A 26,160-nucleotide genomic window follows, 5' to 3' on the forward strand; every position below is an offset into this window, starting at 1 on the left:
CACTAGATTGTGCCGGTCATTTGCCTTAGGCTAAGTCCGCGATGAAGTACACCGAACATAACGAGACACAAGGAGCCATCATGAGCTACGAAGCCGACGCCCACCAATCCCAAATGAGCATCCTGCGCCATCTGCTGTTGGTGCCGGATGCCGGGTTTGCCGAGTTGCAGAAATCGGCCGGACTCGAGAGCGATGCCGCCAACTTTCACCTTAAGCAGCTGATCGCCGCCGGCTACCTGACCAAGCTGACCGAAGGGCGCTATGCCTTGAGCCGGAACGGCAAGGAATATGCCAACCGCATGGATACCGACGAGAAGGTGATAGAGAAGCAGCCCAAATTATCGGTGGCGCTGATTGTCCAGGACGCGCAGGGCCGGTTCCTGGCCCAGGAGCGGCTGAAACATCCCTACTTCGGCTTCTGGGGCCGGCCGACGGGCAAGATCCGCTGGGGAGAGCCGATTGTCGAGGCCGCGGCCCGCGAGCTGATGGAAGAGACCGGCCTGACGGCGGCACTGGAAATGAAAGGCCTGTATCACAAGATTGATACGGTGCGCGGCAGCGGTGAACTGCTCGAGGATAAATACTTCTGTATCGTCTACGGCACGCAGCCGCAGGGGTCACTGATTGAAAGTGCCGAAGGGCACAACAATGCCTGGCTGCCCAATGATGAGATGATGGCCAAGCCGCGCGTCTTCCAATCTGTGCCAGAAATAACCGCTTTGGCCCAGGGCGAGCATTTTGGCTTTATGGAACACTCCTACGAGTATGATCCTGACGAATACTGATGTTTTGCCAAGTGGCATAAAAATGGTATAGTACGAAAACCCCGCCACACCTGTGTGGGATTCGTCTGCCATCTTACCGAGGGGATGCACATGGCCGAACACGATACGGCACTGATCGTCACTGATGCCGAGTGGCGTCTGGGGCTGCTGATGAGCTTGTTCTTCAGCACCGAGGATGAACAGCCGCAGTATCCGAATATCGTCCACACACGGTGGGCGCCATTCCTGACGGGTACGGGCCCTACACCGGCAGAGGGTGTGACCTGCGTGCTGTTCGACTTCGCCGATGTGGAGAAGCCGGAAGACGTTCACCCGGGGCTGATGGTCGGGCAGGCCCGCGATCGCATGTGGGGTGTCATCTATGTCAGTGGCCCGCCCGAAGCGCTGTTCGTCGAGCAGGTCATCCGGGCAGGCGCCCACCTGTTCCTGCCGACGCCGGAGCCCGAGCCGCCCGCGCCCGAGCTCCTCAGCCGGTTCGATGAACATGACCTGCTGACGCTGCACTGCCTGGCGCTTGGCGACACTGCCGAGAAGATGGCCCGGCGGTGTGGTGTCTCGTTCGGCACTGCCAAGAGCCGCATCGCGTCCGTCCGGCGCAAGCTGACACGGATCATTCCCGATGAGGAGAGGCGGGGTCTCCCGCACACAGTGCCGACCGAGAAAGCGCTGGCCGCAGCCCTCCGCCGCGGCCTCATCTCCTGACGGCGGCGGCGCCCGCCCGGCGCGGATCATGGCATCAGCCCGTGATCCGCGCCGTCTCTTTTTTTGTGGCGCCAGTGACGTGTATACTTGAAGTGATAATGCTAAGCAAGGTCTGAAATGAAAATGAACGTTTTAAAACACAAGACAGGTGAAGTAACGATTGCACAGGGGTTGGCAGCATCGATCGTATCGGTCTTTGTGCTGCAATATGCGCTCCAGGCGGGCTTCTATCTCTTCGACCTGGCAGCCTCGCTGTTGCAATCCGCCGTCAATTTTGACGACCAGTTCATCCGCATGCAGATCTTCAACAAGGTACTGGCCTACGCCGTCGTACCGGTGCTGTATTTCCTGATCGCTTATACGCTGCATGCCAAGACTGCCGATAAACGCAAACGGCTCTTCACCAGTTTCCTGATCGCCATCGTCGGTATCGTCTCGGCGGATATCCTCTACACCTATGGCTCGCTGCTCGTCAGTACTGAATACCTGGCCGGTGAGCCGAGCCGCAGTATCCTGGCCGATGTCGCGTTTACGGTGGGGCCGCTGGTGGCCTACAGCCTGATCCTGTCGTCGCTCCGCTACACTAAGACCTGGCAGTAGGCTGAAACTAAAAAGTCGCCGGGCAGCTAGGCGACTTTTTTAGTGGCGTCGAGTATTGATTGAAGGGTCAGGGTATATGGATGATCATGGCCGGCGAAGACATCGCTTCCGGCCGCCACGCCGGCTCTTACAAAGGCCTCCATCGCCGCGTCATTGCCGGCCTGGGGGCTCAGTTTGCTTTCGCTGCCGCGCGTCATGTAGACCGCCGTCCCCATCTCACCGGCAGACAGGCCGGATAGATCGCCGGCATCGTCCAGGAACCGGCCCCGGGTTAGCGCCCGGACGTAGGCGTAGTTCGCCTGCCGGCCGTTAATGACACGCTGCAGGAAGCGCCGCTGCCCCTCGGTGGCGTCCTGGACGGCCTGAGGATTCATGGCCAGGTAGCCAGGCGCGAACCTGTTCTGCGACACGAACTGCCAGGCCAGCTCCGGCGCCGGCCGCTCCACCAGGTTGACGCCTTCAGCCAGAACCAGCCCCTCGATGGTATGCCCCCGCTGTAGTGCCGCCCGGATGACCGCGCCGCCAAAGGCGACCGCCATGGAAGAAGCATACATAAGCGACCGCTCGCCCAGCTCGGTGCGGCGGGCAGCCTCGGCGGCGGCAGTCAGGACGGCGCGGCCGACGCGCTGGAACGAGCCGCCGTCCAGTTCTTCGAGCTGGTCGGGGGTGAGGCGGTGACTTTCTTCGGTGCCAGGTGCGCGCCATTCATGGAAGTCGACCCCCGGGGCATTGGGCGAAATGACGGGACGGCCGGTCGCGTTGGCCAGTATCGGGTCGATGATCCCGTTCTCGGGGCGGCCCAGGTCGTCGCTCCAGGCTGGCAGCCGGATAAGCGGTGTCGCGCTCCGTTGCTTGGCGGGCAAGGTGACATAGACCTGCAGTGTCTGCTCGGAATCGTCGGATGAGAAACCGGTGCGGACCACGTGCCGCTCGCGAGACTCGCGTGAATACTGCAAAGCGGCCGTATCAAGCGGGTGGTCAAAGCGGAAGTCTTCAAAGTTGGGGCGGTTCATTGCGCCATATTTTCACATGAAAACATATCATAGTCAATACTTACCGCGTCGCTGCCGTGGGCAAGGCTGTTGTATACCTTACACATCCGCTATAAAACTACCGTTTGGGCCGCTGCGGGGTGGTATGCTAGGAGGCAATGATTCCAAATCCGTTCAATGCCGGTTTTTATAGCGGCAACCGCCGTGCGTTGTCCGAGCAGCTGCCTGATAACGCCGTGGTGATTCTTGGTGCCCATCAGCACATGCAGGAGGCAGCTGATATCAATTTCGGGTTCCGGCAGGAACCGAATTTCCAGTACCTTACCGGCATCATCGAGCCTGACTGGCGGCTGGTCATCGACAAGGCGAAGGGCCAGTCCATGCTGGTGCGTCCGCAGATGAATGAGGTGCACGAGGCGTTCAACGGCCTGCTGACTGCCGAGGAGGCCATTGTCCGCAGCGGGGTCGACCGTGTCATGACCCAGGCCCAGTACCTGCGCTGGCTCAAGTCGGCGGTAGCGGCCAAGAAAACATTCTTCACCCTGTTTCCGCAGACGCGCCTGGCGCGCTTCATGCACATCGCCCTCAACCCGTCGCCGCGGTTGCTGGTGCGCCATCTCAAGGCGCACGGTGCCACACCGCAGGATTGCCGGCGCATGCTTTCCAAACTCAGGGCTATCAAGCAGGCCCCCGAGATCGAAGCATTACAGGCGGCCATCGATATCACCAATGCCGGGCTGGAAGCGGCTATCGCCCGCCGGCACGATTTCAGATATGAATACGAGTACGAGGCAATTATGTCCTATGAGTTTTTGCGGCACGGTGCCGAAGGCGTCGCCTGGAAACCGATCGTTGCCGCCGGCAAAAACAGCTGCATCATGCACCACCCCGACAATATGGGCCGCATCAAGTCGGGTGACTGGATCGTGACCGATGTCGGCGCACGCGTGCATGGCTATGTGGCCGATGTGGCACGGACATTCCCGACCGGCAAAAAATCGGCTGCCTGGCAGCGCGACATCCATGCCGCCGCCGTGGCCTATCACGACGAGGCGATGGCACTGATCCAGCCGGGCCGGCCGCTCAGTGAGTATGTGCAGGGCAGTGACCGTATCCTGCTCGAGAAGCTGCGCGCCCTGGGCCTGATATCGCGCAAGGGGCGGCGGGCAATGCGACGGCGCATGCCGCACGCCATCGGGCATGGCCTGGGGATCGATGCGCATGATTCGCTCGGCGGCTTCGAGACCTTCCAGCCCGGCATGGTCCTGACAGTCGAGCCAGGCATCTATGTGCCGGAACGCGAGTTCGGCGTGCGCATCGAAAACGATATCTTAGTGACCGAAGACGGCCACCGTAACCTGAGCGGTGCGCTACCGATTGATATTGCGGTGTCAGCATAAACGAAATACGGTATACTGACGGGAAGGACTATGAGTTCACAAGTAAGCATCAAACGTCAATTCGCCGTGTTTTGCCTGCGGCTGCTTTTCAATACGCTCGGGCTTTGGATCGCCATCCGCCTGCTGGCTGACAACGGCATTACCTTTACCGGCGGGCTGGAGCTGATATTCTTCGGCGGCCTGATGCTGTCGGTGGTCAATACGCTGCTCAAACCGATAATCGTCATCTTCTCGCTGCCTGCCATCCTGCTTTCGCTCGGGCTGTTCATGATCATTGTCAACGGCGTGATGGTCTTTATCGCGGCCGCACTGACACCGAGCCTCGACGTGACGTTCGGTGCGGCGGTACTGGCCGGTATGATCATCGCCGTGGTCAACTATGCCTTGTCGGGTGTGCTAGAATTGAATAAACGATAGAGGAGAATCCATGTTACAAATAATTGCCATCGTGTCCGGTATCCTGATGATCATCATGATCCTGCTGCAGCAGCGCGGCGCCTCGCTCGGAGCCGGTTTTGGTAGCTCCGGTGAGCTCTACACCTCCCGTCGCGGTACTGATAAGAGCCTGTTTGAAGCGACCATCGTAGCAGCGGTCGTCTTTACCGCTTCCATCATTATCTCGCTAGTCCGCGGGTAGGTGCACGTGGCCCAAGGCAGCAAAAGCGATAAAGACTTTGAGCAGACCGATGGCCCGGCACCGGGCCATGAGGTCGGCCGTCTCAAGCGGCTGGAGCGGGCCACCGCATTGCATGCCAACAACTTCATCATCAGGCGCATCGAGAATCTCAAGGAAGTCCGCCGGACGGCCATATTCTGGGTCATCTGTGCCGCTGCTTTGATTATCATCGGTGCCATCCAGGTCAATCTCAGCCGGCCGCTATACAGCCATGTCGGCCAGCGTGAAGGCGGCAGCTATGTGGAGGGTATGGTCGGTGAAGTCGCCACGCTCAATCCGATTCTGGTTACCAGCGCCGCCGAACGCTCGGTCTCGCGCCTGCTGTTCGCCAGCCTGCTAAGCGTTGATGAGGAAGGTGAATATGTAGGGCAGCTCGCCCGGTCGTGGTCGCTTGATGATACCGGCAAGGTCTACACCGTCGATCTGAAACCAAACCTCAAGTGGAGCGATGGCGTCGCCCTGACCAGCCGCGACGTCGTCTTTACTGTCCAGACCATCCAGAACCCGGCCGTGCGCTCGCCCTATGCCAGTGCCTGGCGCGAGGTGATCATCGAAGCCGTCGACGACGACACGCTGACCATCAAACTGCCAAGCGAGTACGCGCCGTTCCTGGGCTCCCTGACCGTCGGCATCCTGCCGCAGCACCTGCTGGCCTCGGTCTCTGCCGACCGTCTCCGTAACGCCAGCTTCAATGAACGCCCCCTGGTGGGCAGCGGTCCCTTCGATTTCCGTAGCCTCTCTGCCGGCCGCAGCCAGAATTCCCAGCAGGATATCACCCTGACTGCCAGCGATACCTACCTGGGCGGCAAGCCCAAGGTTGAGCGCTTCATTATGCGCCTATATGAGGATAGCGATCAGCTGACCAACGCCCTGCGTGACCGGGAAATCATGGCTGCGACCGACATTCCGCACAACCAGCTGGATGTCTTCAAAGATGACAAATCGCTGCGCATCAGCAACCTGAAGCCCTTCAGCGCCGTCTACGCCTTCTTCAAGCAAAGCGCGCCGCCACTCGACGATGCCAAGGTGCGCAAAGCACTGCTGATGGCTCTGGACCGCCCGAATCTTGTCAGCAAGCTGCAAGGCGTCGAGCTGATCGAAGGGCCGCTGCTGCCCGGCCAGCTGGGCTACGATCCGAATGCCCGCCAGGCTGGTTACGACCCGGCTAAGGCCGCCGCGCTGCTCGATGAAGCCGGCTGGAAGCTCTCGGGTAATGTCCGCAAGAAAGACGGGCAGCCGTTGCATATCAACCTGGTCGGCATCAACAGCGGCGACTATAACCAGGTACTCGATTCATTGCACGCGGCCTGGTCCCGCCTGGGCGTAGAGGTCAAGTCGAACCTCGAGACCCGCGAGGGCTTCCAGGCCAATGTCATCTCTCCGCACTCCTACGACGTACTGGTTTACGAACTGTCCCTGGGCCGCGACAGCGACACCTTTGCCTACTGGCACTCTTCCCAGGCCGAACCGGGCCGCCTGAACCTGGCCGAATACCGTTCACCGCTGGCTGACGAAGCACTCAACTCCGGCCGTATCCGGGGAGACCAGGCTCTGCGTGCTATCAAGTACAAGGCCTTTGCCAACACCTGGCTGGCCGACACGCCGGCAATCGCCCTGTATCGTCCGAACGTCGCGTATGTATCATTAGCCAAGACGAAGTCCGTCACTGACCGCGAAGTCGGTGATATTACCGAGCGCCTGAGCAACGTCGTCTACTGGTCGGCCGAAGCCGGCTGGCTCGACAATACCCGCTAGACATTTTCTCACTGCTAGGCTACTATACTGTCTGTACTAGTAACCACTAGGGTACATCCTGGAAATATGCGCGAATGGCGGAATTGGTAGACGCGCTAGCTTGAGGGGCTAGTGACCGCTTTAGGTCGTGGAGGTTCAAGTCCTCTTTCGCGCACCATGGTAAGAGCCGGTCTTTTGGCCGGTTTTTGCTTTGGGCGGGGTGGCGAACATTCCTTGACAAAACATTAGTAAAATTGTAATATTTAACCGTCATCCGACCGGAACGAGCGTAAGGAGCGTCATATGACGCAGCCCACGGACACCCACACCTTCCTGCTGCCCCCGGCCGTCAACCCGGCGACCGCCACCGCCGAGATCGAGGCGGCGCTGGCCGCCTATCAGGCGATGCTGGACACGGCAGTCGCCGAGCCGCTGACGGACCACCTGCACTTCGTGGCCGCGGCTGCCGACTTCCGCGTGAAGTACGGCTTCGTGGCGCAGCTGCTGGGCATCGCTGAGGCCGACAACCCCGACTTCATCACCGAGGCCTGGTGGACCAACCTGTCCATCATCGGCTTCGCGGCCACCGGCATCACGGCGCAGGACGTCCGGCGCCAGCTCGACTCGCTGCCCGACACCGCCGAGCTGTGCAACCGCCTGGCCCTGCAGCCCGATGTGAGGCCGCAGGGCACCGACAAGCTGTACCGGCTCGTCGACCACGCCATCCACGAGCTGCTCCGGCACTTCTGGTACCTGGCGACGGACAGCCTGACGCTGGACGGCGAGCGGATGGATGGCCCGCTGACGCACCACCGCAACATCGTCGAGCACTTCTGGGCCCTCGGCCTGATGATCGGCACGCTCGGTGACGAGTTTCCTCTGCCGGACATCACCGACCAGAAGGAGGGCCGCGCCGCCTGGCGGTGCAACATCTACCGCCTGGTGCTGCAGCTGCTGGGCTACCAGCCGGCCAGCTAGGCCGCTACGGGCCCGAAGGTCTCCCGGATCGCATCTGATCCGGGGGCCTTCGGGCCCGATTTTCGTTATGGAGCATTGCCATTTTGATTACTCACTAAACAGAGGTAAGAGTAAGCATAAGCCTATTGACTTTTGTGGCAATTTGTGCTACAATTATAGTATGGTCGTCGCCCGATGACCCGATCCGACAGGAGATGATTGTGACCGTTTCTGGAGCTCTTGCCGCCAGCCCCCTCGAGGCCATCGCCGATGCTGCCATCGGCCTCGGGCTGCAGCGGACGCGGGAGCTGACCATGACCGGTTTCCACACCGACAGCGGCTACGACGCCGGCTTCTTGCTCGGCGTCCAGCGCGACGGGAAGGCCATCAGCCTCACCTCGCTCACCACCGGGACCCAGTACGGGTTCATGATGGTGCCGGACACGATCCGCGCAGACCGCGCCCACGTGGTGCTCGGCATCATGCAGGGTTCGGTGATGGACGAGGCCAACCGCCGGCGGATGACACTGCTCCGCGGTGAACGTGGACAGATCATCGCCGTCCCCGGCTGGCGCTGACCGTGCCGCCTCAAAGCGGCCACCCGGTTCTATACCGGGTGGCCGCTGTACCACCTTTTGGCAGGTGGTTTTTTTGTTTCAAAAGCTTTGCAAACAGGATATAAATAAGCTTATGCTTATTGACTTTCTTGCTAAAATATGATAGTATATAAGTATGGTCATCGCTCACCCGAGTGGGTCCACGACCTCCGTTTGAAGGGACCTTGCATGAGCACTCCGTTCACGCTCTTCGGCGCCAACGATGTCCTCGACCTGCTGACTCCCTACGTGGAGAAGGCCGTGGCCCGGACGCGGGAGCTGAGGATCGACGGCTTCGACACCGACAGCCTGTACGACATCGGCTACCTGCGCCGCGCCCAGGCCGGGAGCACCAACTTCTGCCTGGTCTCCCGCACCACGGGCACGGAGTACGGCTTCGCCGTCCGCAGTGAAGCTGCCATCGGTGACAGCGTCCAGGTCTTCCTGACGCACATCGGCAACAGCCCGCTGCAGCCTGAGCAGATGATCGAGATGACCATCCGCCGGGGCACGCACAACCAGATGACGGTCGTGCCGGGTTGGGCTCGCGCCTGACCCTCTCCCGTCCCTCACGGAAAAGGACCGGCAATCAGCCAGTCCGCACCGCTCTCCTCGGAGGGCGGTTTTCCTTTTTTGAGTGGTTACGCTACGCGTTTATCCTTGCTGGGATCGTAGCCGATGACGGCATTATCATCGGGATCATCCAGCTCGGTATCGCCGATGATGCCGGTGTTGTAGCGTTCGGTCTCATCGGTGTCGGAGTAGTCGGTCAGCGGGTGCTGCTCAAACGGCATGTCGGCCTCTTTGTCGGGCGAATCGAAGGGCGGGCCGGTGCGTTCGTCATCGTCATTGTGCTGTGCCTGCTGGGGCGTAAAGTTGTCCTCGGTCGGCTGGGCGGACGCAGCGATATCTCTCATGAGTTAGCTCCTTGTTTAGTCACGTAGTATTATCGGCGGTGCCGGCCGGCGCGGCTATAAACTATTTTACAGTTGTCGGGCCGAGCATAAGTGGCAATGTGTGGTAGTATATAGACAACAATGCTTGAAAGAGAAACTGTATTTTCATGAATAAGATCACCTCATATTTACAGGAGCACATCGCAGGCGAAATCCTGACTTCTGCGGCCGCGCGGCGCTATTTCTCGACTGATGCCAGCGTTCTTTCGGTTGCGCCGTTATTTGTCGTGTACCCCAAGAATGCCGCTGATATCCGCAAGATCGCCCGCTTCAGCTGGCAGCTGGCCGAAAAAGGCCACAAACTGCCGATTACCGCCCGTGGCCGCGGCACCGACCTGTCTGGCGCTGCCATCGGTTCCGGCCTGGTCATGGTCTTTCCCGCCCACATGAACCGTCTGCTCGAAATGGACACCAAGCAGAAGCTGGTGCGCCTGCAGCCGGGCATGAATTTCCGGACGCTGCAGGATGTCCTGGAGACGCACAACCTGTTCCTGCCGCCGTATCCTGCCTCATATAACTACTCTTCGGTCGGGGGTGCCATCGCCAATAATTCAGCGGGCGAGAAGACGCTGAAGTACGGCTCGATGCGTGAGTATGTGCGCAACCTCGAGGTGATCCTTAGCAACGGCGATGTCATTCAGACCAAGCGCCTGAACAAGCGTGAACTGAGTCAGAAGCAGGGGCTTGATACCTTTGAGGGCGAGATTTACCGCCAGCTTGATTCCATCCTGACCGATAACGCCGCACTGATCGATGACCACGACCGTGATTTTGCCGGCATCTCCAAGCGTGCCTCGGGCTACTCGCTCTTCGACATCAAACGGGCTGACGGTTCGTTCGACCTGACGCCGCTGTTGGTGGGGTCGCAGGGGACGCTGGGTATCGTTAGTGAGGCCATCGTCAGCGTTTCGGCTGCCGTGCCGTCGACGACGCTGGTGGCCATCGAATGTGAAGACATCGACATTGCCACGGCGGCCATCGAAGCTGTGACGCCGCTGGGGCCGAGCACGCTCGAAATGGTCGACAAGCATTTGCTGAAGACCGTGGGCGAAACACATCCCACGCTGCTCGAAGACCTTGTTTCCGAACCGTACCCTGGCATTCTGCTACTGGCTGAATTCGATGATGACAGCGCCCGTAAGCAGCAGGCAAAGATCAAGAAACTGCAGAAGCTGCTGCAGGGCATCACCAATAAGGTGACCATCTCGACCGATGCGGAAGAGCAGGAAGATTTCTGGGCTATCCGCCGCGCCGCCGCTTTTGTCATGAGCGCCAACCAGGGTGGCCGTGCCGCTTTGCCGTTCATCGAGGATGCTGCCGTGCCGCCGGAGAAGTTCAAGTTGTTGCTGAACGGTCTGTACGCCCTGCTTGAGAAATATCATCTGGAGATGGCCGTCTGGGGCCACGCCGGTGACGCCAACCTGCATGTCCAGCCGTTGATGGATCTTTCGCAGCTCAGCGATCGCCAGCGCCTGATGAAGCTGATGACCGAGTATAATGCCCTGGTCATCAAGCTGGGTGGCATCATCAGCGCCGAGCACAATGACGGCCGGCTGCGCGCGCCGTTTTTGCAGGCTCAGCATGGTGACGATATGCTGGCGGTGTTCAAGCAGGTCAAGAAGCTGTTTGACCCATACGGCATACTGAATCCGGGAGTCAAATTCGGTACTGACCTGAAGGGTGTGGTGGGCAGTCTGCGTACCAGCTATTCCATCGAACATCTGCACGACTACCTGCCGTACAGCTAGTATTGTTAAATTCCGCCGTTTGCGCTACTATACTGTTTGTACAAACCAATGTGCGCGAGTGGCGGAATTGGTAGACGCGCTAGCTTCAGGTGTTAGTGTCCGTAAGGACGTGGAAGTTCGAGTCTTCTCTCGCGTACCAGATAAAGTGCCGGCTGTGACAGCCGGTGTTTTATTTTTGCCGTATAATACAAGCGATTATGGAAGACCATCTTGACCCACAACTGATAGCCGACGGCGATACCCGCAACGTCGTCGATGCATACCGCGGCTGGAAGAACGAAGCTATCAAAGCTGACCTGGCGCGGCGGGCTTTCGTGTACCACGTGGCGATTGAGAACTATCAGCATGATTTCAACATCGGAACGATCGTCCGCAATGCAAATGCCTTCAATGCCGGCGGTGTGCACATCATCGGCAAGCGCAAGTGGAACCGGCGGGGTGCCATGGTGACGGATAAGTACCTGCAGTTATATCACCATGAAAGTGCCCGGGAATTTGCCGAGTGGGCCAAAGTGAATCAAATGGTAATAACCGGGGTGGATAATATCGAAGGCAGCACCGATCTGGCAGTGGCGGAGCTGCCGGAGCGGACGGTGTTGGTGTTCGGGCAGGAGGGGCCCGGGCTGTCGCCGGAGTTGCAGGCGGTCTGCCGGTCGGTGGTGGCTATCGAGCAGTTCGGCTCGACTCGCTCGGTGAACGTGGGCGTCGCTTCGGGTATTCTGATGTACGAGTGGGTGCGGCGTTGGGTACTGGAGCGGCGGTAGATTGTATTTGTGCTTACTACACCTTATAATGGCGTACAAGTACATACAAAAAACAAACAGGTCCCATTCATGAGCCATTACCAAATCTGCGTATCCGGCGCTGCCTCCGGAAATACTGTCGAAGCCTCTAGTCATCTGGCCTTTGCCGTCGGTGCGGCGATTGCCCGTGCTAAGCAGACGTTGATTACCGGGGCGACCATCGGGCTGCCGCGTCATGCTGCCGAAGGGGCGAAGTCTGAAGGCGGCTTGTCTATCGGCTTTTCGCCGGCCGCAACATTGCGCGAGCATGTCCATTCGTACCGGTTGCCGACCGAGGAATTCGACTATATCAATTACACCGGCATGGAATATGTCGGCCGTGATGTGCACCTGGTGCGTTCCAGTGATGCGGTCATTACCGTTGGCGGCCGCATGGGAAGCCTGCATGAGTTCTCGACGGCAATCGAGAGCAATAAGGTCTGTGCCGTGCTGTTGGGCAGTGGCGGGCTGGCGGATTTTATCCCGCTGCTGACCGAGCGCATCCATACGCCGCACAAAAGCGAAATCATCTACGACACCGACCCGGAGCGCATCGTGACGCGCGTCGTAGAGGCACTCAATAAGAAATACGCTGATTTCCGCACTGAGATAAAGGACGTCAACGAACGTCCCGCCGCCCAGCGCAACGGGTAGCTGAAGCCTTGTGGAAAGGAAGACGCCCTCCCGTGCGTAGTGCACGGGAGGGCGTTGCTGGATGGTGCCCCGGGCCAGCCGGCCGCCCCTAGGGCCTTCCCACGGTAATGCCGGCCGCGGCCAGCCTGCGGTAGAGCGTGCGCGGCAGCTGCAGGCCGGCGTGTCCGCGCGCGGTTGACGGCGGGAACGTCGCCGGGCAAGCCGGGCATTCGGCGGCCGGACCCAGACCGGTACCGCAGACGCCGCAGATGTGGATGCGGCGCACTGGCACGCCGGGTGCCGGCATTTCGGCAATGACCGCCGGCTCAGTGCTCAGCTGGCCAAGCGCGAGCGACCAGGTGTGCAGCACCGGCTGATTGCCGTCGGCCGGCAGAGTGTCCCACGGCCGGATCAAGGTGACGCCGGCTTCGAGAGGCGTGCCGCCGGGCCCGTCGGCCGTACCGGGCGGAACGATGACCAGCTGGAGGTGATCCGGCCAGTCCTGCCCGGCTAGCCGGAGTGCCCAGTTGGCCTGGGCGTATTGCAGGGCGCCGTGCACGTACCGGATCGGGTTGCCCGCGCCATCGGTCGTCGTGGTGGCTGGCAGCATCGGCCGCCGGATGATGGCGGCAGGCCTGCCGTCGATGGGCGGGTGGTACTCCAGGATGTTGACGTGCGCGGGACGCAGCAGTGGCGGGGCGGCAACGACGAGTGCTGCTCTGTCGCTGCGCGCCCGGTCGATCATGCCGTGCAGCCGGCGTTCCTCCAGATGGGGCAGTAGGCGTTGCAGCGCCGTGCTGTCCAGGTTTGTGAGGGTGCCGGTCTGCAGCAACTCGGTCATGGCAGAGACATACACAGTGCGTGCCGACTCCATGGAAACTCCTTAGGTAGGTGTGGTGGGGTGCCGCAGAGCGGCGTTTCAAGAGTATAAAATAATCAGTAGACTGTAGCAAGAAGTAGAAACCCTCCGCACCCGCAGGTACGGAGGGAGTTCCACATCGGTGCCGGCTGCTCAGGTGCGCATGCCGTCGTACTGGAAGCCCATCGCCTGCAGTGCCCGCCGCGCCTTGCGCGGCAGCTCGAGGCTGCCGGCGGTACGGCTGGCTTCGTGAGGGAAGGCCCGGTAGCAGCTGGGGCAGTAGTCGGGGGTGAGCCCGGTGCCGCAGCGGGCGCAGAACTCGAGCTGCGTGTGCTCCAGCCCATGCGTCAGCTCGGCCGCCCCGGCCGCACCGGTCGCCCAGTGCATCGTGGCCGCGTCGAAGTCCGATGACGCGACGACGCCATCATGCAGCGTTGCCAGGCCGGCCCACGGCTTATCGAGGGCGAAGGTGATGGACGCCACGGTGGTCTGACTGGCACCGTTGCCCACCGGCTTGACGAGCAGGGCGGTGACGGCACCGGCCCAGGTGTCGGTGTAGAGCTGGGCCGGCCAGGTCCTGGCGGGGTACTCACCGGCTTCACGCAGGAAGGAGGGCGGTGCTTCGTCGGAGTCGGCATGGAAGTCGTGGTCGACCGCCGCCGTCCCCGCGTAGCTGACCATGGCGGGACGTTCGCCCTGGCGCGGTTCGATCCGGGCCAGATGGACGATGTCATCCCGGACCAGTGCGGGCAGCGCGATCCTGGTGGGGAACTGCGTGCCGTACAGGGCCTGGTGGTGATGCGCGGCCAGGTGCGGGCAGAGCTGGCCGAAGTACTGCAGGTAGACGATGGTCTTGCCTTGTGCGGCCAGCTTGTTCAGGGCTTCGTGGTACGACGTGGTGCTGCGGAGCATGGCGGCCGTATCCTTTCGTCGATGTGGATCAAGGCTCCGCGGACAGCGGAGACTTATATTTTTATACAATTTTTCATGTGAAAATACAAGGGTAGGCGCTCTCCTTTTCAGCCGGTACTCAGCCGGTTTCAGCATTCTGGCGTCCAAAGTGCTAAAATGGTATAGATGCCATTTTCACTGCAATCCAAGTACCAGCCGACCGGCGATCAACCAGGCGCCATAGCCAAATTAGTGGCCGGTCTTGAAGCTGGCGAGAAAGAACAGACGCTACTGGGCGTGACCGGCAGCGGTAAGACCTTTACCATGGCCAATATCATCGCTGAGCGCCAAGTGCCGACGCTCATTTTGGCACACAACAAGACGCTGGCCGCGCAGCTTTTTTCGGAATTCCGGGCGTTCTTTCCCGACAGCGAAGTCCACTACTTTGTCAGCTACTTCGATTACTATCAGCCGGAAGCATACATCGCCAGCAGTGATACCTTCATCGAGAAAGATTCGCGTATCAACGAGGAGATCGACCGCCTGCGCCACGCCGCCACTTCCTCGTTGCTGACCCGCCGCGATGTCATCATCGTGGCCAGCGTCAGCTGTATCTACGGCATCGGTTCGGTAGAGGACTACGGTGGGATGGCCGTGCATATTGAGAAGGGTGAATTGCGCAAGCAGGACAAGTTGGTGCGCCACCTGACGGATATCCAGTATCAGCGCAATGATATGGATTTCCATCGCGGGACCTTCCGGGTGCGCGGTGACGTGGTGGACATCTTTCCGGCTGGAGCCGAGACGGCCTACCGGGTTGAGTTCTTTGGCGACGAGGTGGAGCGTATCACCGAAATCAACCCGTTGACGGGCGAGATTACCGCCCAGCCCAACAAGATCGCCGTCTTCCCGAGCAGCCACTATGTGACGCCGGGCGACAAGCTGAAGGTCGCCATCGGCCATATCCAGACCGAGCTGGATCAGCGCCTGGCTGAGTTCCGGCAGCAGGGCAAGCTGTTGGAAGCCCAGCGCCTGGCGCAGCGGACCAAGTTCGACCTGGAGATGATGGAAGAGACCGGCTTCGTCAAAGGTATCGAGAATTACTCGCGCTACCTGACGAGCCGTGAGCCGGGCGAACAGCCAGTGACCCTGCTCGATTATTTTCCGGATGACTTTATCATGATGATTGATGAAAGCCACCAGACGCTACCGCAGGTGCGCGGCATGTACAACGGCGACCGGGCCCGCAAAGAGATTCTGGTGGAGCATGGCTTCCGTCTGCCGAGCGCGCTCGATAACCGTCCGCTGACCTTCACTGAATTTGAACGGCACATGAACAGCGTCATCTATGTATCGGCGACACCCGGGCCGTACGAGCTGAGCCATACGCCGGAGCCGGTCGAGCAGATCATCCGGCCGACCGGGCTGTTGGACCCGCCGATCGACATCCGGGGGACCGAGGGACAGATTGACGACCTGCTGGCAGAAATCCGCGAGCGCATCGATAAACAGGAGCGCGTACTGGTGACGACGCTAACCAAGCGGATGGCCGAGGATCTTTCGAGCTATATGATCGATATCGGCATCAAGACGGCCTATGTCCATTCCGACATCGATACGCTGGAGCGTAGTGATATCCTCCGTGATCTACGGCTGGGTATCTATGATGTGCTGGTTGGTATCAACCTGTTGCGTGAGGGCCTGGATTTACCGGAGGTCAGTCTGGTGGCCATCATCGATGCCGATAAGGAAGGCTTCCTGCGCAGTGCTTCCAGCCTGATTCAGATCATCGGCCGGGCGGCGCGGCATGAGCGCGGTCAGGTCATCATGTATGCCGACAATATGACTGACAGTATGCGCCAGGCCATCAGTGAAACCGACCGCCGCCGTGGTATCCAGGAAGCCTACAACCGCGAGCATGGCATTACGCCGCGCAGTGTGGCCAAAGAGGTGGGCGAGGGGCTGCGGGCGATTATTCCGGCCAAGGATGAAGATAAGAATAAGATTGATGTCCGCAAGATTCCTAAGGATGAGTACGGCAATGTGGTGCGCGAGCTGACGGCACAGATGGAGCTGGCGGCGGCCAACCTGGAGTTTGAGAAGGCGGCGGAACTGCGGGATGTGATTGACGATATTAAAAAGCGTATGTAGCGTGCGCCGCAGCGTTGAATTTCATCAAAAGTTAATACTATAACAGTGGCCGCGCCGGACGTGGTCACTTTTACTATTGAATCTTCGCCGACTAACTACTACACTTATTGAGTTAAAGCGCTAGCGCTTGAGCAAATAGATACGTGAGAAATATAAAAGGAAAACGATAGGACGGTGCTACGGCACTGATTTGCCATGATAAAATCACATCCCCTTACCTCTAAGACCTTATCAATTCCTAATATCGGAGCGGCAGCCGCGGCGGCGCTGGCCATTATCACGCTGACGCTGTTGATCGTGACGCATGCGGCCACCCAGGTGCCAATGACCGAGGCCGAAGTGGCAGTCCGCGACCAGACCAGTGTGATTGATGACCCGCAGGCGTCAGCCGGCCAGGCCTTGCTGTTCGGGTCGGCGGCCGGCGTGCCGACGGATCCGGGTGGCGGTGATGATGACGGCGAGCCGACCGACCCTGGCGGCGTGCCGGTGGAACCGCAGCAGCCCGGCAAACTGTTTTTGGGGGCGGCCGTCGAGCCGGACCAACTGAGCAATCCGCAGTTTACCTCGACATTGGAGCAGTATAAGTTTACGTCGCTGACCGCCGAGAATGCCATGAAGTTCGGGCAACTCCAGCCTAACCAAGGTCAGTTTAACTGGGGTGGCGCCGACGCCATCGTCAATTATGCGCAATCAAAAGGCATGCGCGTGCGCGGCCACACGCTTATCTGGCACCGTGACGTTCCTGGCTGGGTCAACGGCCTCAGTTCGGAGCAGGCGGCCACTGCGCTCAAGACGCACATCCAGCAGGTGATGGGGCGGTACAAGGGCAAGATTGCCCAGTGGGACGTTGCCAATGAGGTATTCAACGATGACGGCACCCTGCGTGATACCGTCTGGCTGCAGAAACTAGGCAATGACTATCTGGCGCAGGCGTATACCTGGGCGCACGAGGCCGACCCATCTGCCCAGCTGTATTACAACGACTACAGTGCCGAAAGCGGTGAGAGCGGCGGTTCGCAGGCCAAGGTTGATGCGGTCTACAACATGGTGAAAAGTCTCAAGGAGCGCGGCGTACCAATCCATGGCGTCGGCCTGCAGATGCATGCCCAAGGTGGTTATCCGGGAAGCGGCAACGCTATCAAGGCCAATATGCAGCGGTTGGGCACGCTGGGCGTGAAGGCGGAGCTTACCGAGCTTGATATCGTCGATGTCGCCGACCAGGCAGGGCGTTACGCCGAATACGGCCGGGCCTGCAAGGAGGCCGGCAACTGCACCGCCGTGACGACCTGGGGTCTGTACGACGGGCACACCTGGCGGCCCGGGATGAACCCGCTGTTGTTCGATGGCAACTTCCAGCCCAAGCCTGCGTACGAGGCGCTGACCCAGGCCATGGGGCTCTAACGGCCCGTAATCTGTAGCGCCGCTGTAAATCACCTTTTGCATCAGGTATACTAAATGACGATATGGCTGATATTACGATTGAAGATGTAAAGAAAGTTGCCCGTCTGTCCGGCCTGACACTGACCGATACCGAATGCGAGACGTATCGTGAGCAGTTCGCGGAGATTCTGGGCTATTTCGACCGCCTTAAGGCCGTCGATACTACCGGCCTCGAGCCGACCTACCAGGTGACCGGCCTGGCCAACGTAACGCGGGAGGACAAGCTGATTGACTATGGTGTCGATCAGGCCGGCCTGCTGGCGAACGTGCCGGCGGCGCAGGATAAGCAGATCAAAGTGCCGAGGGTCATTGAATAATGGCTTCCTTCATCACGCCCATTGCCGAGGACGTTACTCGTGGTAATAAAAGCGCGGCTGCCTATGTCGATGAGGCGCTGGCACGTGCCGAGGCGAGCGCTGAGTACAATGCGCTTATCAGCCTGACGGCAGAGCGGGCGCGGCAGCGTGCCAAAGAGATCGATGCGCGGATCGCTGCTGGAGAAACGGTGGGGCCGCTGGCCGGCGTGCCGTTCATCGCCAAGGATAATTTCCTGTCGTTCGGTGGTAAGACGACAGCAGCCAGCGCCATGCTCAAGGATTTTGAAGCGCCGTATCAGGCGACGGCTATCGAGCGGCTGGAGGCAGCTGGGGCTATCTGTATCGGCAAGGCCAACCTTGATGCCTTCGCGCATGGTGGGTCGACTGAGAACTCGCACTTTGGTCCTACCTTGAACCCGGTCGACAAGCAGCGGGTGCCGGGCGGAAGCTCCGGCGGCTCGGCGGCGGCCGTGGCTTTGGATATCGTGCCATTCGCCTTGGGCACTGACACCGGCGGCTCCATCCGCCTGCCCGCCAGCTACTGTGGCGTGGTCGGACTGAAGCCGACGTACGGCCGGGTCAGCCGCTATGGCGTGGTGGCGATGGCCAGTAGCACCGACACCGTCGGGCCGCTGACCAGGACGGTCGAGGATGCCGCGCTGGTGCTGGATATCATTGCCGGGCAGGACGCGCGCGATGCGACTACCCTGCCATCGGCCGGTAGTACTGAGAAGTATGCCGACGCTTGTCTGCAGACCGACACGCCTAAGCGCATCGGCGTCATCAAAGAGTGTATGGGCGATCAGCTCGAGCCGGGCTTGCGCCGTCAGATCGAGGCGCAGCTGGAGGCATTCCGGGCGGCGGGGCATACGGTAGAAGAGGTCAGCCTGCCATCGGTCGAGCTGGCGCTGGCAGTGTATTACATCGTAGTGCCTGCAGAGATCAGTTCCAATCTGGCGCGCTATGATGGTATCCGCTTCGGCTACCGTTCCCCGGATGCGACCAACCTGCAGCAGACCTATGAGCAGACGCGCTCCAGCGGTTTCAATGACGAGAATGTGCGCCGCATCATGATCGGCAACTATGTGTTGTCCAGCGGGTATTATGATGCTTACTACCGCCGGGCACAGACGGTCCGGACCAAGATCATCAAAGAGTTGGAAGCGGCGTACGAGCAGTATGACGTCCTGGTCAGTCCGGTAGCGACCGGCCCGGCCTACAAGTTCGGTGAAAAAGCCGATCCGCTGGCGGTCTATCTGGTGGATGTCATGACGGTGGCGCCAAGCCTGGCTGGATTACCGGCCATCAGCGTGCCGTGCGGTACCGATGAGGGACTGCCTGTCGGCCTGCAGATCATCGGCGCCTACGGCGATGAGCCGTCGGTATTGCGGCTGGCTGCCAGTATGGAGGCGGCATGATGCAAGATGTCCTTCTGTACTTCTTCGGTATCATCTTCGTGCTGCTGGCGGTGGGCGCCGTTGTGGTCAAGGTGCTGGGCGGCGGTGTCAAACGCCGGCTCGATACGGCCAAATACGATGCCAAGTGGCGGCAGATCGAAGGGCAGCTGCGTGACGGCTCATCAGGGCGGCAGCTGGCCGTGGTCAACGCCGACAAGCTGCTCGATGCCGCCATGCAGGAACTGGGTTTCCGTGGCAAGACCATGGGCGAGCGCCTGAAGAATTATCGCACCCGCTTCAGCGACAACAATGGCATCTGGGAGGCGCACAAGCTGCGCAACCGCATCGCCCACGAGACCGATGTGCATGTCAACGAGCAACAGGCCCTGCGCGCCCTGGCGCAGCTGAAACGCGGCCTTAAAGACCTGGGAGCACTATAGGTATGAATGAATATGAACCGACTATCGGCATCGAATGTCACGTCCAGCTGGCGACGGCTACCAAGCTGTTCAGCGGCTCCGATAATGATGCCCGCGACGCCGCACCCAACACAACGGTCAGCCCGATAGACTTTGGGCTGCCGGGCGTATTGCCGGTACTGAACGGCCAAGCGGTGCAGCTGGCTATCCGGGCGGGCATCGCCCTGGATGCGACGGTCAACCGCTTCAGTGCCTTTGAGCGCAAACACTACTTTTATCCCGACTTGCCGCTGGGGTACCAGATCACGCAGCTGGAATCGCCTATCATCGGTGCCGGCAGTGTGGAGGTCCCGATGGCGAGCGGCCAGCCGCTGACGGTGCGGATCCACCATGCCCATCTGGAATCCGATGCCGGCAAGTTGGTGCATCCGACCGGCGCCGATTATAGCCTGGTCGATCTGAACCGGGCTGGTACGCCGCTGATTGAGATCGTTTCCGAGCCCGACATGCACTCCAGCGAGGAGGCTAAGGCCTACGCCCAGGAGCTCTACCTGCGCATGGTCTATGCGGGCGTGACCCACGGCGATCTGTTCCACGGCAATATGCGCTTTGACGTCAATATCTCCATTGCGAGGAAGGGTAGCAAGGAGCTGGGCACCCGCGCTGAAATTAAGAATCTCAACTCGTTCAGGGCCGTCGAGAAAGTGGTTGAGTACGAGTTCAAGCGCCAGGTAGCCGTACTGGAGAAGGGCGAAGCGGTGGTGCAGGAGACCCGCGGCTGGGATGACGCCAAGCAGCGCACCTTCACACAGCGCAGCAAGGAGAATGCCCACGATTACCGCTACTTCCCGGATGCCGACCTGCCGCCTATCCGCCTGGAGGACACTGAGATTGAAGCCGTCAGGAAAGAGATTGTCGACACCTTGCCGCCAACCGTCCGCAGCCGCCTGCAGGCCCGCAGCGTGCCCGCCAAGAGCACGTCGGCCCTGTTCCTGTACCCGTTACTACTGGACCGCGTCCTGAAGGTCGAAGCCAGTGCCGGTGACGCCGAGCTGAAGCAGATCGTCGACCTGCTCATCAACGTGCTGCCGCCCGAGCTTGAGAAGGAGGCCGAGGCGCCGACGGCGGCCGCGCCGTACCTGCCCAAGCCTGAAGCCCTGATCGGACTGGCCAGATTGGTCAGCGACTCCGCCATCAATGGAAGCAACGCCAAAGAGCTGCTGCGCCAGACCTGGAAGACGCTGGAAGACCCGAAGGCCGAGGCCGAGCGGCTCGGATTCTTGCAGGACAATGACGAGTCGGCTATTGCCGCCCTGGTGGATGAGGTGCTGGCTGATCCGATCGCCGAGCAGTCAATCGCTGATTTCAAAGCAGGCAACCAGAAAGCCATGGGCTTCTTCGTCGGGCAGATCATGAAGCGCTCCGGCGGCAAGGCTAATCCGGTGGTGGCGCAGAAACTGATCCGCGAACGCCTCGGCTAGCCGGCAATCGGCACATTCCGGTGTTTACTGCCACGTAAGATATCTCATAGCCCGCACCCGGCTGCATGTTACAATTAATACGTCATTAACCGTAAGGAAACCACAGCGACAATGGATGCAACCACCGTTTTAGTTATCATCCTATCGGTAGCACTGGCAGTATTCCTCGTTCTTGGAATCATTCTGGTAGTGTTGCTTATCCGGGTTACAAAGCAGATTCAATCAGTGACGACGGTAGCCAAGACGGCCGCCGATAACGTTCAGAACATAACGGCCAACTTCAGCAAGGTGGCGGCACCCGCTGCCATGGTCAACGCCGTGCTCGGCCTTCTGAAGAAGCGCCGCTAATCTATACAAAGTAAGAAAGGAGCATCATATGAGCAAGAGTGGAAAATTCGTACTTGGCGCCTTGATCGGCGCTGCCGCCGGTGCTATCGCCGGCATCCTGGCCGCCCCCAAGAGCGGCGAGCAGACCCGTGAGGACATCCGCCGCAAGGCCGATGAAATGAAGGCAAAGGCAAATCTCAAGGCCGAAGAAGCCCGCGTCAAGGCCGAAGAGGCCCGCGAGGCTGCCAAGCACAAGGCGGCCGACCTGAAGCAGCAGGCCGCTGATAAGGTTGAAGACCTCAAGGCCCGCACCCAGAACGCCGCCAAGGGCGTCCAGGACGCCTACGAGGACGACAAGCCTGCCAAGCACACGCCGACTATCAAGCCGAGCATTGCCAAGCCGGGCGAGAAGCCGCCGGTGCCACGCCGTCCTACCGAGCGCTAAGCAGTACGCATTATGCATAAGGGCCGTCTCAACCGAGGCGGTCTTTTTTGTGCTTATTACATCGGCCACCCCTGTCGAGTGGGACGGCCCGCCGCGGGTAAGCGTGACTTTTTATGTATAATGGAGCCAATAGGAAAATACTTACATTTAGCGCATCTAAGGGGAACAGTGTGTCAGCAGCCAGTTTAAAGCCGAGCGATTACGTGCACCTGCACAACCACACGCACCACTCTCTGCTCGACGGACTGACCAAGGTTAATGAGTTGGTCGACCATGTCAAGGAGCTGGGCATGGAGGCGGTGGCCGTCACCGACCATGGCACGATGAGCGGCGCCATTGAATTCTACAAGCTGGCCAAAGATGCCGGCATCAAGCCCATCATCGGTATGGAGACGTATGTAGCGGCGCGCACCTACCAGGACCGCGACGCGCAGCTGGACAAGGCGCGGTATCACCTGATACTGCTGGCCATGAACCACAAGGGCTACCAAAACCTGATGCGCCTCTCGACCATCGCCAACCTCGAGGGGTATTATTACAAGCCGCGCATCGACCACAACCTGCTTGAACAATACAACGAAGGCCTTATCGCGCTTTCGGCCTGCATGGGTGGTGAGGTCAGCGAAAACCTCGACCAGGATAATTACGAAAAAGCCCGGGACATTGCCAAGTGGTATCAAAGTATCTTTGGTGACCGCTATTACCTTGAGCTTCAGGACCACGGTCACCCGGACGCTCCGAGCCCCTGGGACCGGCAGATCAAGGTCAACAAGGGCCTGTTTAAGATTTCTGAGGAGCTGGGCATTAAGACGGTCGTTACCTGTGACGCCCACTACCTTAAGCACGAAGACCAGGACCCCCACGAGATTCTGCTGTGCGTCCAAACCGGCTCGTTCATGAGCGACACCAAGCGCATGAGCCTGAAGGAGTTTGAGCTGCATGTTACCGACCCGCAGGAGCTGATCGGCCGTTGGGGCAAGGACCATCCGGAGTGCATCAGCAACACCAAGGAGATTGCCGACCGCTGCAATATCGAAATCGAGCTGGGCAAGATTCTGATTCCTACCTTCCCGACGCCGGAAGGCCACAACGAAAAGACCTACCTCGACCTGCTGGTCTATCGCGGCCTGGCCTGGCGCTATGCCGGCGTGCCTAAGGCCGAGGCCGATGAAATGACGGTCGAGGCTGCCCAGAAAGTCATACCCGAAGATGTGGCGGAGCGCACCGCCTACGAGCTGAGTGTCATCGAGAAGATGGGCTTCAACGGCTACTTCCTGATTATCTGGGACTTCATCTGCTGGGGTAAGAACCAGGGCATCATTTTTGGGCCGGGGCGTGGATCTGCCGCCGGCTCCATTATCGCCTACGCCCTGAACATCACCGAGCTTGACCCGCTGAAGTACGACCTGCTGTTTGAGCGCTTCTTAAACCCGGACCGTATATCCATGCCGGACGTTGACATCGATATCCAGGATACCCGCCGCGACGAGGTGATTGCCTACTGTACCGAGAAGTACGGCAAAGACCGCGTGGCCAACATCGTCACCTTCGGCCGCATGGCTGCCAAGGCCGCCATCCGCGATGTCGCCCGCGTATTACAAGTGCCGTACAGCGATGCCGACCGCCTGTCCAAGCTGGTGCCAGCCCCGGTACAGGGCCGTATGGCGCCGCTCAAGAAGAGCATCGTTGACGATCCCGACCTCAAGAAGGAGTACGAGAGCAACCCGACGGCCAAGCAGGTGATTGACCTGGCCATCCGTCTGGAGAACACTATCCGATCGCACGGTATCCACGCGGCCGGCGTAGTGATCGCACCGGACGAGATCGTCAAGTTCGCCCCGCTGGAAATGGCGCAGAAGGGCGTGGTCTCTACACAATATCCGATGGGCCCGGTTGAGGAACTCGGGCTGCTCAAGATGGACTTTCTGGGCCTCTCCAACCTGAGCATCATCAATAATGCCCAGCGCATCATCAAGAAGGTCTACAAGACCGACATTGACCTGCAGACCATCCCGCTTGACGACGAGAAGACCTACAAACTGTTCCAAGCCGGCGATACCACCGGTGTCTTCCAGCTGGAATCGGCTGGCATGAAGCGCTATCTGCGCGAGCTGAAGCCGACCAAGTTTGATGACATCATCGCCATGGTGGCCCTGTACCGCCCGGGACCGATGCAGTTCATCGACTCCTTCATCCGCCGCAAGCATGGCGAGGAAGAAATCACGTACCTGCACCCTAAGATGGAAGGCGCCTTGGGCTCTACCTACGGCATCCTGGTCTACCAGGAGCAGTTCATGCAGATTTCCAAGGATGTCTCCGGGTTCACCGGTGGACAGGCCGACACCCTGCGTAAGGCCGTCGGCAAGAAGAAGATCGACCTGATGCGCAAGGTAAAGCCGGAATTCATCGAAGGCGGTGTCAAGAACAGCGGCGCTGACCCCAAGCTGATGGAGAAGTTCTGGGACCAGCTGGAAGAGTTCGCTAATTACTGTTTCAATAAGAGCCACGCTGCCTGTTACGGCTTAGTGGCGTACTGGACCGCTTACCTCAAGGCACATTTCCCGGACGCCTTTATGGCCGCTCTGATGACCAGCGATGCCGATGACATCGAGCGCCTGGCAATTGAGATCGGCGAGTGTCTGAAGATGGGCATCAAGGTCTTCCCGCCGGATGTGAACGAAAGTTTCGTCGACTTCAGTGTCGTGAAGGACCAGAATCAGATCCGTTTTGGCATGGCAGCGGTCAAGGGTGTCGGTACCGGTGCCGTCGAAACGATCCTGGCCGCGCGCGAAGAAGGCGGCAACTTCAAGTCGGTGGAAGATTTTGCCAAACGCGTCGCTACCACCAAGGTCAACCGCAAAGCCTGGGAGGCCCTGGTGAAGGCCGGCGGCTTTGATAAGCTGGGCGATCGCTCCGACCTATTATTCAACCTGGACACCCTCCTGGCCTACGCCAGCAAGCTGCAAAAAGAGGCCAAAAGCGGCCAGACGGACCTGTTTGGCGACCTGCGCGAAGAATTGGCGCCAGCGCCACAGGTCAAGCTGGAGCCCGCACCCACCCGGCACTCCGAAAAGGAGCGCCTGATGTGGGAGCGGGAACTACTGGGTCTATACCTCTCCAGCCACCCGCTCGACCCGTACGACGATTATTTCTCCGAGCAGACCGTCGGCCTGCACCAGATCAAACCGGAAATCAATAACCGCAATGTCACCGTCGGCGGTGTCATCACCACCACTCGCACCATCATTACCAAGAGCAATACCAAGATGGCGTTCGTCGGGCTCGAGGACAAGACAGGCGAGGGCGAAATCATCGTCTTCCCGAACCTCTTTGAAAAGGTGGGTGAGATATTGGTGCAGGATGCCGTGGTCAAGGTCCAGGGCAAGGTCAACGCCACCGACCGCGACGGCAACCCTGTCAACGAGGCCAAGATCATCGCCGATGATATCATTCTGATCACCGACGAAGAACTTAATAACTACCGTGCCACCGGCAAGAAAATGAAGACGCCAAAAGCAGCCTCCAAGGTTGCGGCTATCGGCGCCAAGAAATCCGCCACGGCCGCCGGCCCCACCGGACCGAAAGTCATCTACAAGCCGATTGAGGACGACGATTACCGGCCGCCGGTGCAGGTAAAACCGCCCAAGCTATACGTGCACGTCAAGAACCCGCAGGACCACAAGGCGCTGGTGCAGCTGAAGCAGACCTTCAACGAATTTCCGGGCAGCCATGAGGTCATTTTGGTGCTGGGTGCGGACAAGAGTTCGGCGGTGCGGATGCCGTTTAAGGTGGTGGCGGATGATGAGGTGCTGAAAGGGAAGGTAGCAGCACTGCTTGGCGCAGAATGCGTTGCGGTCAAGTAGCCACTGCAT

General features: G+C 59.8%; 26 protein-coding genes and 2 tRNA genes. 24 read left to right on the top strand and 4 right to left on the bottom strand.

The genetic code is table 11. The annotated features are described in order from the left end of the window. Positions 1 to 80: 80 nt before the first annotated feature. The 3 genes from JNJ66_01905 (at position 81) to JNJ66_01915 (ending at position 2,087) form a co-directional block, all read left to right on the top strand. Positions 81 to 785 carry an NUDIX domain-containing protein gene (locus JNJ66_01905; protein ID MBL8159190.1) on the top strand — a complete coding sequence of 235 codons (705 nt, stop codon included), beginning with the start codon at positions 81 to 83 and terminating at the stop codon, positions 783 to 785. Between the two features lie 90 nt (positions 786 to 875). After that, positions 876 to 1,487 (top strand): hypothetical protein, encoded by a 612-nt coding sequence (locus tag JNJ66_01910; protein MBL8159191.1) that lies wholly within the window; start codon positions 876 to 878, stop codon positions 1,485 to 1,487. A gap of 123 nt (positions 1,488 to 1,610) precedes the next feature. Next, entirely contained in the window at positions 1,611 to 2,087 is a 477-nt protein-coding gene (locus tag JNJ66_01915; GenBank protein ID MBL8159192.1) for a hypothetical protein, read from the top strand. Positions 2,088 to 2,113: 26 nt separating this feature from the next. Here the strand turns inward: JNJ66_01915 and JNJ66_01920 are convergent, their stop codons facing one another. Then, on the bottom strand, positions 2,114 to 3,100 hold the full coding sequence (locus tag JNJ66_01920; protein ID MBL8159193.1) for a hypothetical protein: 987 nt from the start codon (positions 3,098 to 3,100) through the stop codon (positions 2,114 to 2,116). A 137-nt stretch (positions 3,101 to 3,237) separates the two neighbouring features. Between JNJ66_01920 and JNJ66_01925 the strand changes: the two genes are divergently transcribed. The 8 genes from JNJ66_01925 to JNJ66_01960 all read left to right on the top strand — a co-directional run bounded on the left by JNJ66_01925 (position 3,238) and on the right by JNJ66_01960 (position 8,997). Further along, on the top strand, positions 3,238 to 4,479 hold the full coding sequence (locus JNJ66_01925; GenBank protein ID MBL8159194.1) for an aminopeptidase P family protein: 1,242 nt from the start codon (positions 3,238 to 3,240) through the stop codon (positions 4,477 to 4,479). Positions 4,480 to 4,509: 30 nt separating this feature from the next. Then, positions 4,510 to 4,896 carry a phage holin family protein gene (locus tag JNJ66_01930; GenBank protein MBL8159195.1) on the top strand — a complete coding sequence of 129 codons (387 nt, stop codon included), beginning with the start codon at positions 4,510 to 4,512 and terminating at the stop codon, positions 4,894 to 4,896. A gap of 10 nt (positions 4,897 to 4,906) precedes the next feature. After that, positions 4,907 to 5,116 (top strand): preprotein translocase subunit SecG, encoded by a 210-nt coding sequence (gene secG / locus JNJ66_01935; protein ID MBL8159196.1) that lies wholly within the window; start codon positions 4,907 to 4,909, stop codon positions 5,114 to 5,116. 6 nt (positions 5,117 to 5,122) lie between these two features. Next, positions 5,123 to 6,910: a peptide ABC transporter substrate-binding protein gene (locus JNJ66_01940; GenBank protein ID MBL8159197.1), complete on the top strand. Its 1,788-nt coding sequence runs from the start codon at positions 5,123 to 5,125 to the stop codon at positions 6,908 to 6,910. A 68-nt stretch (positions 6,911 to 6,978) separates the two neighbouring features. Then, a tRNA-Leu gene (locus tag JNJ66_01945) sits at positions 6,979 to 7,067 on the top strand. A 227-nt stretch (positions 7,068 to 7,294) separates the two neighbouring features. After that, positions 7,295 to 7,867: a hypothetical protein gene (locus JNJ66_01950; GenBank protein MBL8159198.1), complete on the top strand. Its 573-nt coding sequence runs from the start codon at positions 7,295 to 7,297 to the stop codon at positions 7,865 to 7,867. Positions 7,868 to 8,001: 134 nt separating this feature from the next. Then, on the top strand, positions 8,002 to 8,424 hold the full coding sequence (locus tag JNJ66_01955) for a hypothetical protein (GenBank protein ID MBL8159199.1): 423 nt from the start codon (positions 8,002 to 8,004) through the stop codon (positions 8,422 to 8,424). A gap of 207 nt (positions 8,425 to 8,631) precedes the next feature. Next, positions 8,632 to 8,997 carry a hypothetical protein gene (locus JNJ66_01960; GenBank protein MBL8159200.1) on the top strand — a complete coding sequence of 122 codons (366 nt, stop codon included), beginning with the start codon at positions 8,632 to 8,634 and terminating at the stop codon, positions 8,995 to 8,997. Between the two features lie 86 nt (positions 8,998 to 9,083). Here the strand turns inward: JNJ66_01960 and JNJ66_01965 are convergent, their stop codons facing one another. Beyond that, positions 9,084 to 9,359: a hypothetical protein gene (locus JNJ66_01965; protein MBL8159201.1), complete on the bottom strand. Its 276-nt coding sequence runs from the start codon at positions 9,357 to 9,359 to the stop codon at positions 9,084 to 9,086. A gap of 146 nt (positions 9,360 to 9,505) precedes the next feature. On the opposite strand from JNJ66_01965, the gene JNJ66_01970 reads away from it, so the two are divergent. The 4 genes from JNJ66_01970 (at position 9,506) to JNJ66_01985 (ending at position 12,582) form a co-directional block, all read left to right on the top strand. After that, positions 9,506 to 11,146 (top strand): FAD-binding protein, encoded by a 1,641-nt coding sequence (locus JNJ66_01970; protein ID MBL8159202.1) that lies wholly within the window; start codon positions 9,506 to 9,508, stop codon positions 11,144 to 11,146. Between the two features lie 52 nt (positions 11,147 to 11,198). Then, positions 11,199 to 11,285 (top strand) — tRNA-Leu (locus JNJ66_01975). Between the two features lie 58 nt (positions 11,286 to 11,343). Then, complete coding sequence (locus JNJ66_01980; protein MBL8159203.1) at positions 11,344 to 11,910, top strand: rRNA methyltransferase; 567 nt, start codon at positions 11,344 to 11,346, stop codon at positions 11,908 to 11,910. A 69-nt stretch (positions 11,911 to 11,979) separates the two neighbouring features. Further along, on the top strand, positions 11,980 to 12,582 hold the full coding sequence (locus JNJ66_01985) for a hypothetical protein (GenBank protein ID MBL8159204.1): 603 nt from the start codon (positions 11,980 to 11,982) through the stop codon (positions 12,580 to 12,582). Between the two features lie 88 nt (positions 12,583 to 12,670). Here JNJ66_01985 and JNJ66_01990 read toward each other — a convergent pair whose 3' ends face one another. Then, a complete protein-coding gene (locus JNJ66_01990) occupies positions 12,671 to 13,435 on the bottom strand; it encodes a hypothetical protein (GenBank protein MBL8159205.1) in 765 nt (254 codons plus the stop codon). Between the two features lie 138 nt (positions 13,436 to 13,573). Continuing rightward, complete coding sequence (locus JNJ66_01995; GenBank protein ID MBL8159206.1) at positions 13,574 to 14,332, bottom strand: hypothetical protein; 759 nt, start codon at positions 14,330 to 14,332, stop codon at positions 13,574 to 13,576. A 165-nt stretch (positions 14,333 to 14,497) separates the two neighbouring features. Here JNJ66_01995 and uvrB point away from each other — a divergent pair, with 165 nt between their 5' ends. The 9 genes from uvrB (at position 14,498) to dnaE (ending at position 26,151) form a co-directional block, all read left to right on the top strand. Continuing rightward, on the top strand, positions 14,498 to 16,462 hold the full coding sequence (gene uvrB, locus JNJ66_02000) for an excinuclease ABC subunit UvrB (GenBank protein ID MBL8159207.1): 1,965 nt from the start codon (positions 14,498 to 14,500) through the stop codon (positions 16,460 to 16,462). A gap of 195 nt (positions 16,463 to 16,657) precedes the next feature. Continuing rightward, a complete protein-coding gene (locus tag JNJ66_02005) occupies positions 16,658 to 17,863 on the top strand; it encodes an endo-1,4-beta-xylanase (GenBank protein MBL8159208.1) in 1,206 nt (401 codons plus the stop codon). A gap of 62 nt (positions 17,864 to 17,925) precedes the next feature. After that, on the top strand, positions 17,926 to 18,219 hold the full coding sequence (gene gatC, locus JNJ66_02010; GenBank protein MBL8159209.1) for an Asp-tRNA(Asn)/Glu-tRNA(Gln) amidotransferase subunit GatC: 294 nt from the start codon (positions 17,926 to 17,928) through the stop codon (positions 18,217 to 18,219). Continuing rightward, positions 18,219 to 19,637 carry an Asp-tRNA(Asn)/Glu-tRNA(Gln) amidotransferase subunit GatA gene (gene gatA, locus JNJ66_02015; protein ID MBL8159210.1) on the top strand — a complete coding sequence of 473 codons (1,419 nt, stop codon included), beginning with the start codon at positions 18,219 to 18,221 and terminating at the stop codon, positions 19,635 to 19,637. Before gatC ends, gatA begins: the two co-directional genes overlap by 1 nt. Then, positions 19,634 to 20,056: a hypothetical protein gene (locus tag JNJ66_02020; protein MBL8159211.1), complete on the top strand. Its 423-nt coding sequence runs from the start codon at positions 19,634 to 19,636 to the stop codon at positions 20,054 to 20,056. The genes gatA and JNJ66_02020 overlap by 4 nt, the downstream gene beginning before the upstream one ends. A gap of 2 nt (positions 20,057 to 20,058) precedes the next feature. Further along, positions 20,059 to 21,516 carry an Asp-tRNA(Asn)/Glu-tRNA(Gln) amidotransferase subunit GatB gene (gene gatB, locus JNJ66_02025; protein ID MBL8159212.1) on the top strand — a complete coding sequence of 486 codons (1,458 nt, stop codon included), beginning with the start codon at positions 20,059 to 20,061 and terminating at the stop codon, positions 21,514 to 21,516. 111 nt (positions 21,517 to 21,627) lie between these two features. Continuing rightward, positions 21,628 to 21,864: a hypothetical protein gene (locus JNJ66_02030; GenBank protein ID MBL8159213.1), complete on the top strand. Its 237-nt coding sequence runs from the start codon at positions 21,628 to 21,630 to the stop codon at positions 21,862 to 21,864. A gap of 28 nt (positions 21,865 to 21,892) precedes the next feature. Then, positions 21,893 to 22,288 carry a YtxH domain-containing protein gene (locus tag JNJ66_02035; protein ID MBL8159214.1) on the top strand — a complete coding sequence of 132 codons (396 nt, stop codon included), beginning with the start codon at positions 21,893 to 21,895 and terminating at the stop codon, positions 22,286 to 22,288. A 170-nt stretch (positions 22,289 to 22,458) separates the two neighbouring features. Continuing rightward, entirely contained in the window at positions 22,459 to 26,151 is a 3,693-nt protein-coding gene (gene dnaE / locus JNJ66_02040) for a DNA polymerase III subunit alpha (protein MBL8159215.1), read from the top strand. Positions 26,152 to 26,160: the final 9 nt, after the last annotated feature.

This window comes from Candidatus Saccharibacteria bacterium (genome assembly GCA_016789455.1).
In the GTDB taxonomy this organism is placed as follows: Bacteria; Patescibacteriota; Saccharimonadia; order Saccharimonadales; family Saccharimonadaceae; genus CAIJKY01.

What these genes read in the sequence shown, in the direction of transcription:
- JNJ66_01905 (MBL8159190.1), top strand. Translation starts at nt 81, where the DNA reads ATGAGCTACGAAGCCGACGCCCACCAATCCCAAATGAGCATCCTGCGC.
- JNJ66_01910 (MBL8159191.1), top strand. Translation starts at nt 876, where the DNA reads ATGGCCGAACACGATACGGCACTGATCGTCACTGATGCCGAGTGGCGT.
- JNJ66_01915 (MBL8159192.1), top strand. Translation starts at nt 1,611, where the DNA reads ATGAACGTTTTAAAACACAAGACAGGTGAAGTAACGATTGCACAGGGG.
- JNJ66_01920 (MBL8159193.1), bottom strand. Translation starts at nt 3,100, where the DNA reads ATGAACCGCCCCAACTTTGAAGACTTCCGCTTTGACCACCCGCTTGAT.
- JNJ66_01925 (MBL8159194.1), top strand. Translation starts at nt 3,238, where the DNA reads ATGATTCCAAATCCGTTCAATGCCGGTTTTTATAGCGGCAACCGCCGT.
- JNJ66_01930 (MBL8159195.1), top strand. Translation starts at nt 4,510, where the DNA reads ATGAGTTCACAAGTAAGCATCAAACGTCAATTCGCCGTGTTTTGCCTG.
- secG (MBL8159196.1), top strand. Translation starts at nt 4,907, where the DNA reads ATGTTACAAATAATTGCCATCGTGTCCGGTATCCTGATGATCATCATG.
- JNJ66_01950 (MBL8159198.1), top strand. Translation starts at nt 7,295, where the DNA reads ATGCTGGACACGGCAGTCGCCGAGCCGCTGACGGACCACCTGCACTTC.
- JNJ66_01960 (MBL8159200.1), top strand. Translation starts at nt 8,632, where the DNA reads ATGAGCACTCCGTTCACGCTCTTCGGCGCCAACGATGTCCTCGACCTG.
- JNJ66_01965 (MBL8159201.1), bottom strand. Translation starts at nt 9,359, where the DNA reads ATGAGAGATATCGCTGCGTCCGCCCAGCCGACCGAGGACAACTTTACG.
- JNJ66_01970 (MBL8159202.1), top strand. Translation starts at nt 9,506, where the DNA reads ATGAATAAGATCACCTCATATTTACAGGAGCACATCGCAGGCGAAATC.
- JNJ66_01980 (MBL8159203.1), top strand. Translation starts at nt 11,344, where the DNA reads ATGGAAGACCATCTTGACCCACAACTGATAGCCGACGGCGATACCCGC.
- JNJ66_01985 (MBL8159204.1), top strand. Translation starts at nt 11,980, where the DNA reads ATGAGCCATTACCAAATCTGCGTATCCGGCGCTGCCTCCGGAAATACT.
- JNJ66_01990 (MBL8159205.1), bottom strand. Translation starts at nt 13,435, where the DNA reads ATGGAGTCGGCACGCACTGTGTATGTCTCTGCCATGACCGAGTTGCTG.
- JNJ66_01995 (MBL8159206.1), bottom strand. Translation starts at nt 14,332, where the DNA reads ATGCTCCGCAGCACCACGTCGTACCACGAAGCCCTGAACAAGCTGGCC.
- uvrB (MBL8159207.1), top strand. Translation starts at nt 14,498, where the DNA reads ATGCCATTTTCACTGCAATCCAAGTACCAGCCGACCGGCGATCAACCA.
- JNJ66_02005 (MBL8159208.1), top strand. Translation starts at nt 16,658, where the DNA reads ATGATAAAATCACATCCCCTTACCTCTAAGACCTTATCAATTCCTAAT.
- gatC (MBL8159209.1), top strand. Translation starts at nt 17,926, where the DNA reads ATGGCTGATATTACGATTGAAGATGTAAAGAAAGTTGCCCGTCTGTCC.
- gatA (MBL8159210.1), top strand. Translation starts at nt 18,219, where the DNA reads ATGGCTTCCTTCATCACGCCCATTGCCGAGGACGTTACTCGTGGTAAT.
- JNJ66_02020 (MBL8159211.1), top strand. Translation starts at nt 19,634, where the DNA reads ATGATGCAAGATGTCCTTCTGTACTTCTTCGGTATCATCTTCGTGCTG.
- gatB (MBL8159212.1), top strand. Translation starts at nt 20,059, where the DNA reads ATGAATGAATATGAACCGACTATCGGCATCGAATGTCACGTCCAGCTG.
- JNJ66_02030 (MBL8159213.1), top strand. Translation starts at nt 21,628, where the DNA reads ATGGATGCAACCACCGTTTTAGTTATCATCCTATCGGTAGCACTGGCA.
- JNJ66_02035 (MBL8159214.1), top strand. Translation starts at nt 21,893, where the DNA reads ATGAGCAAGAGTGGAAAATTCGTACTTGGCGCCTTGATCGGCGCTGCC.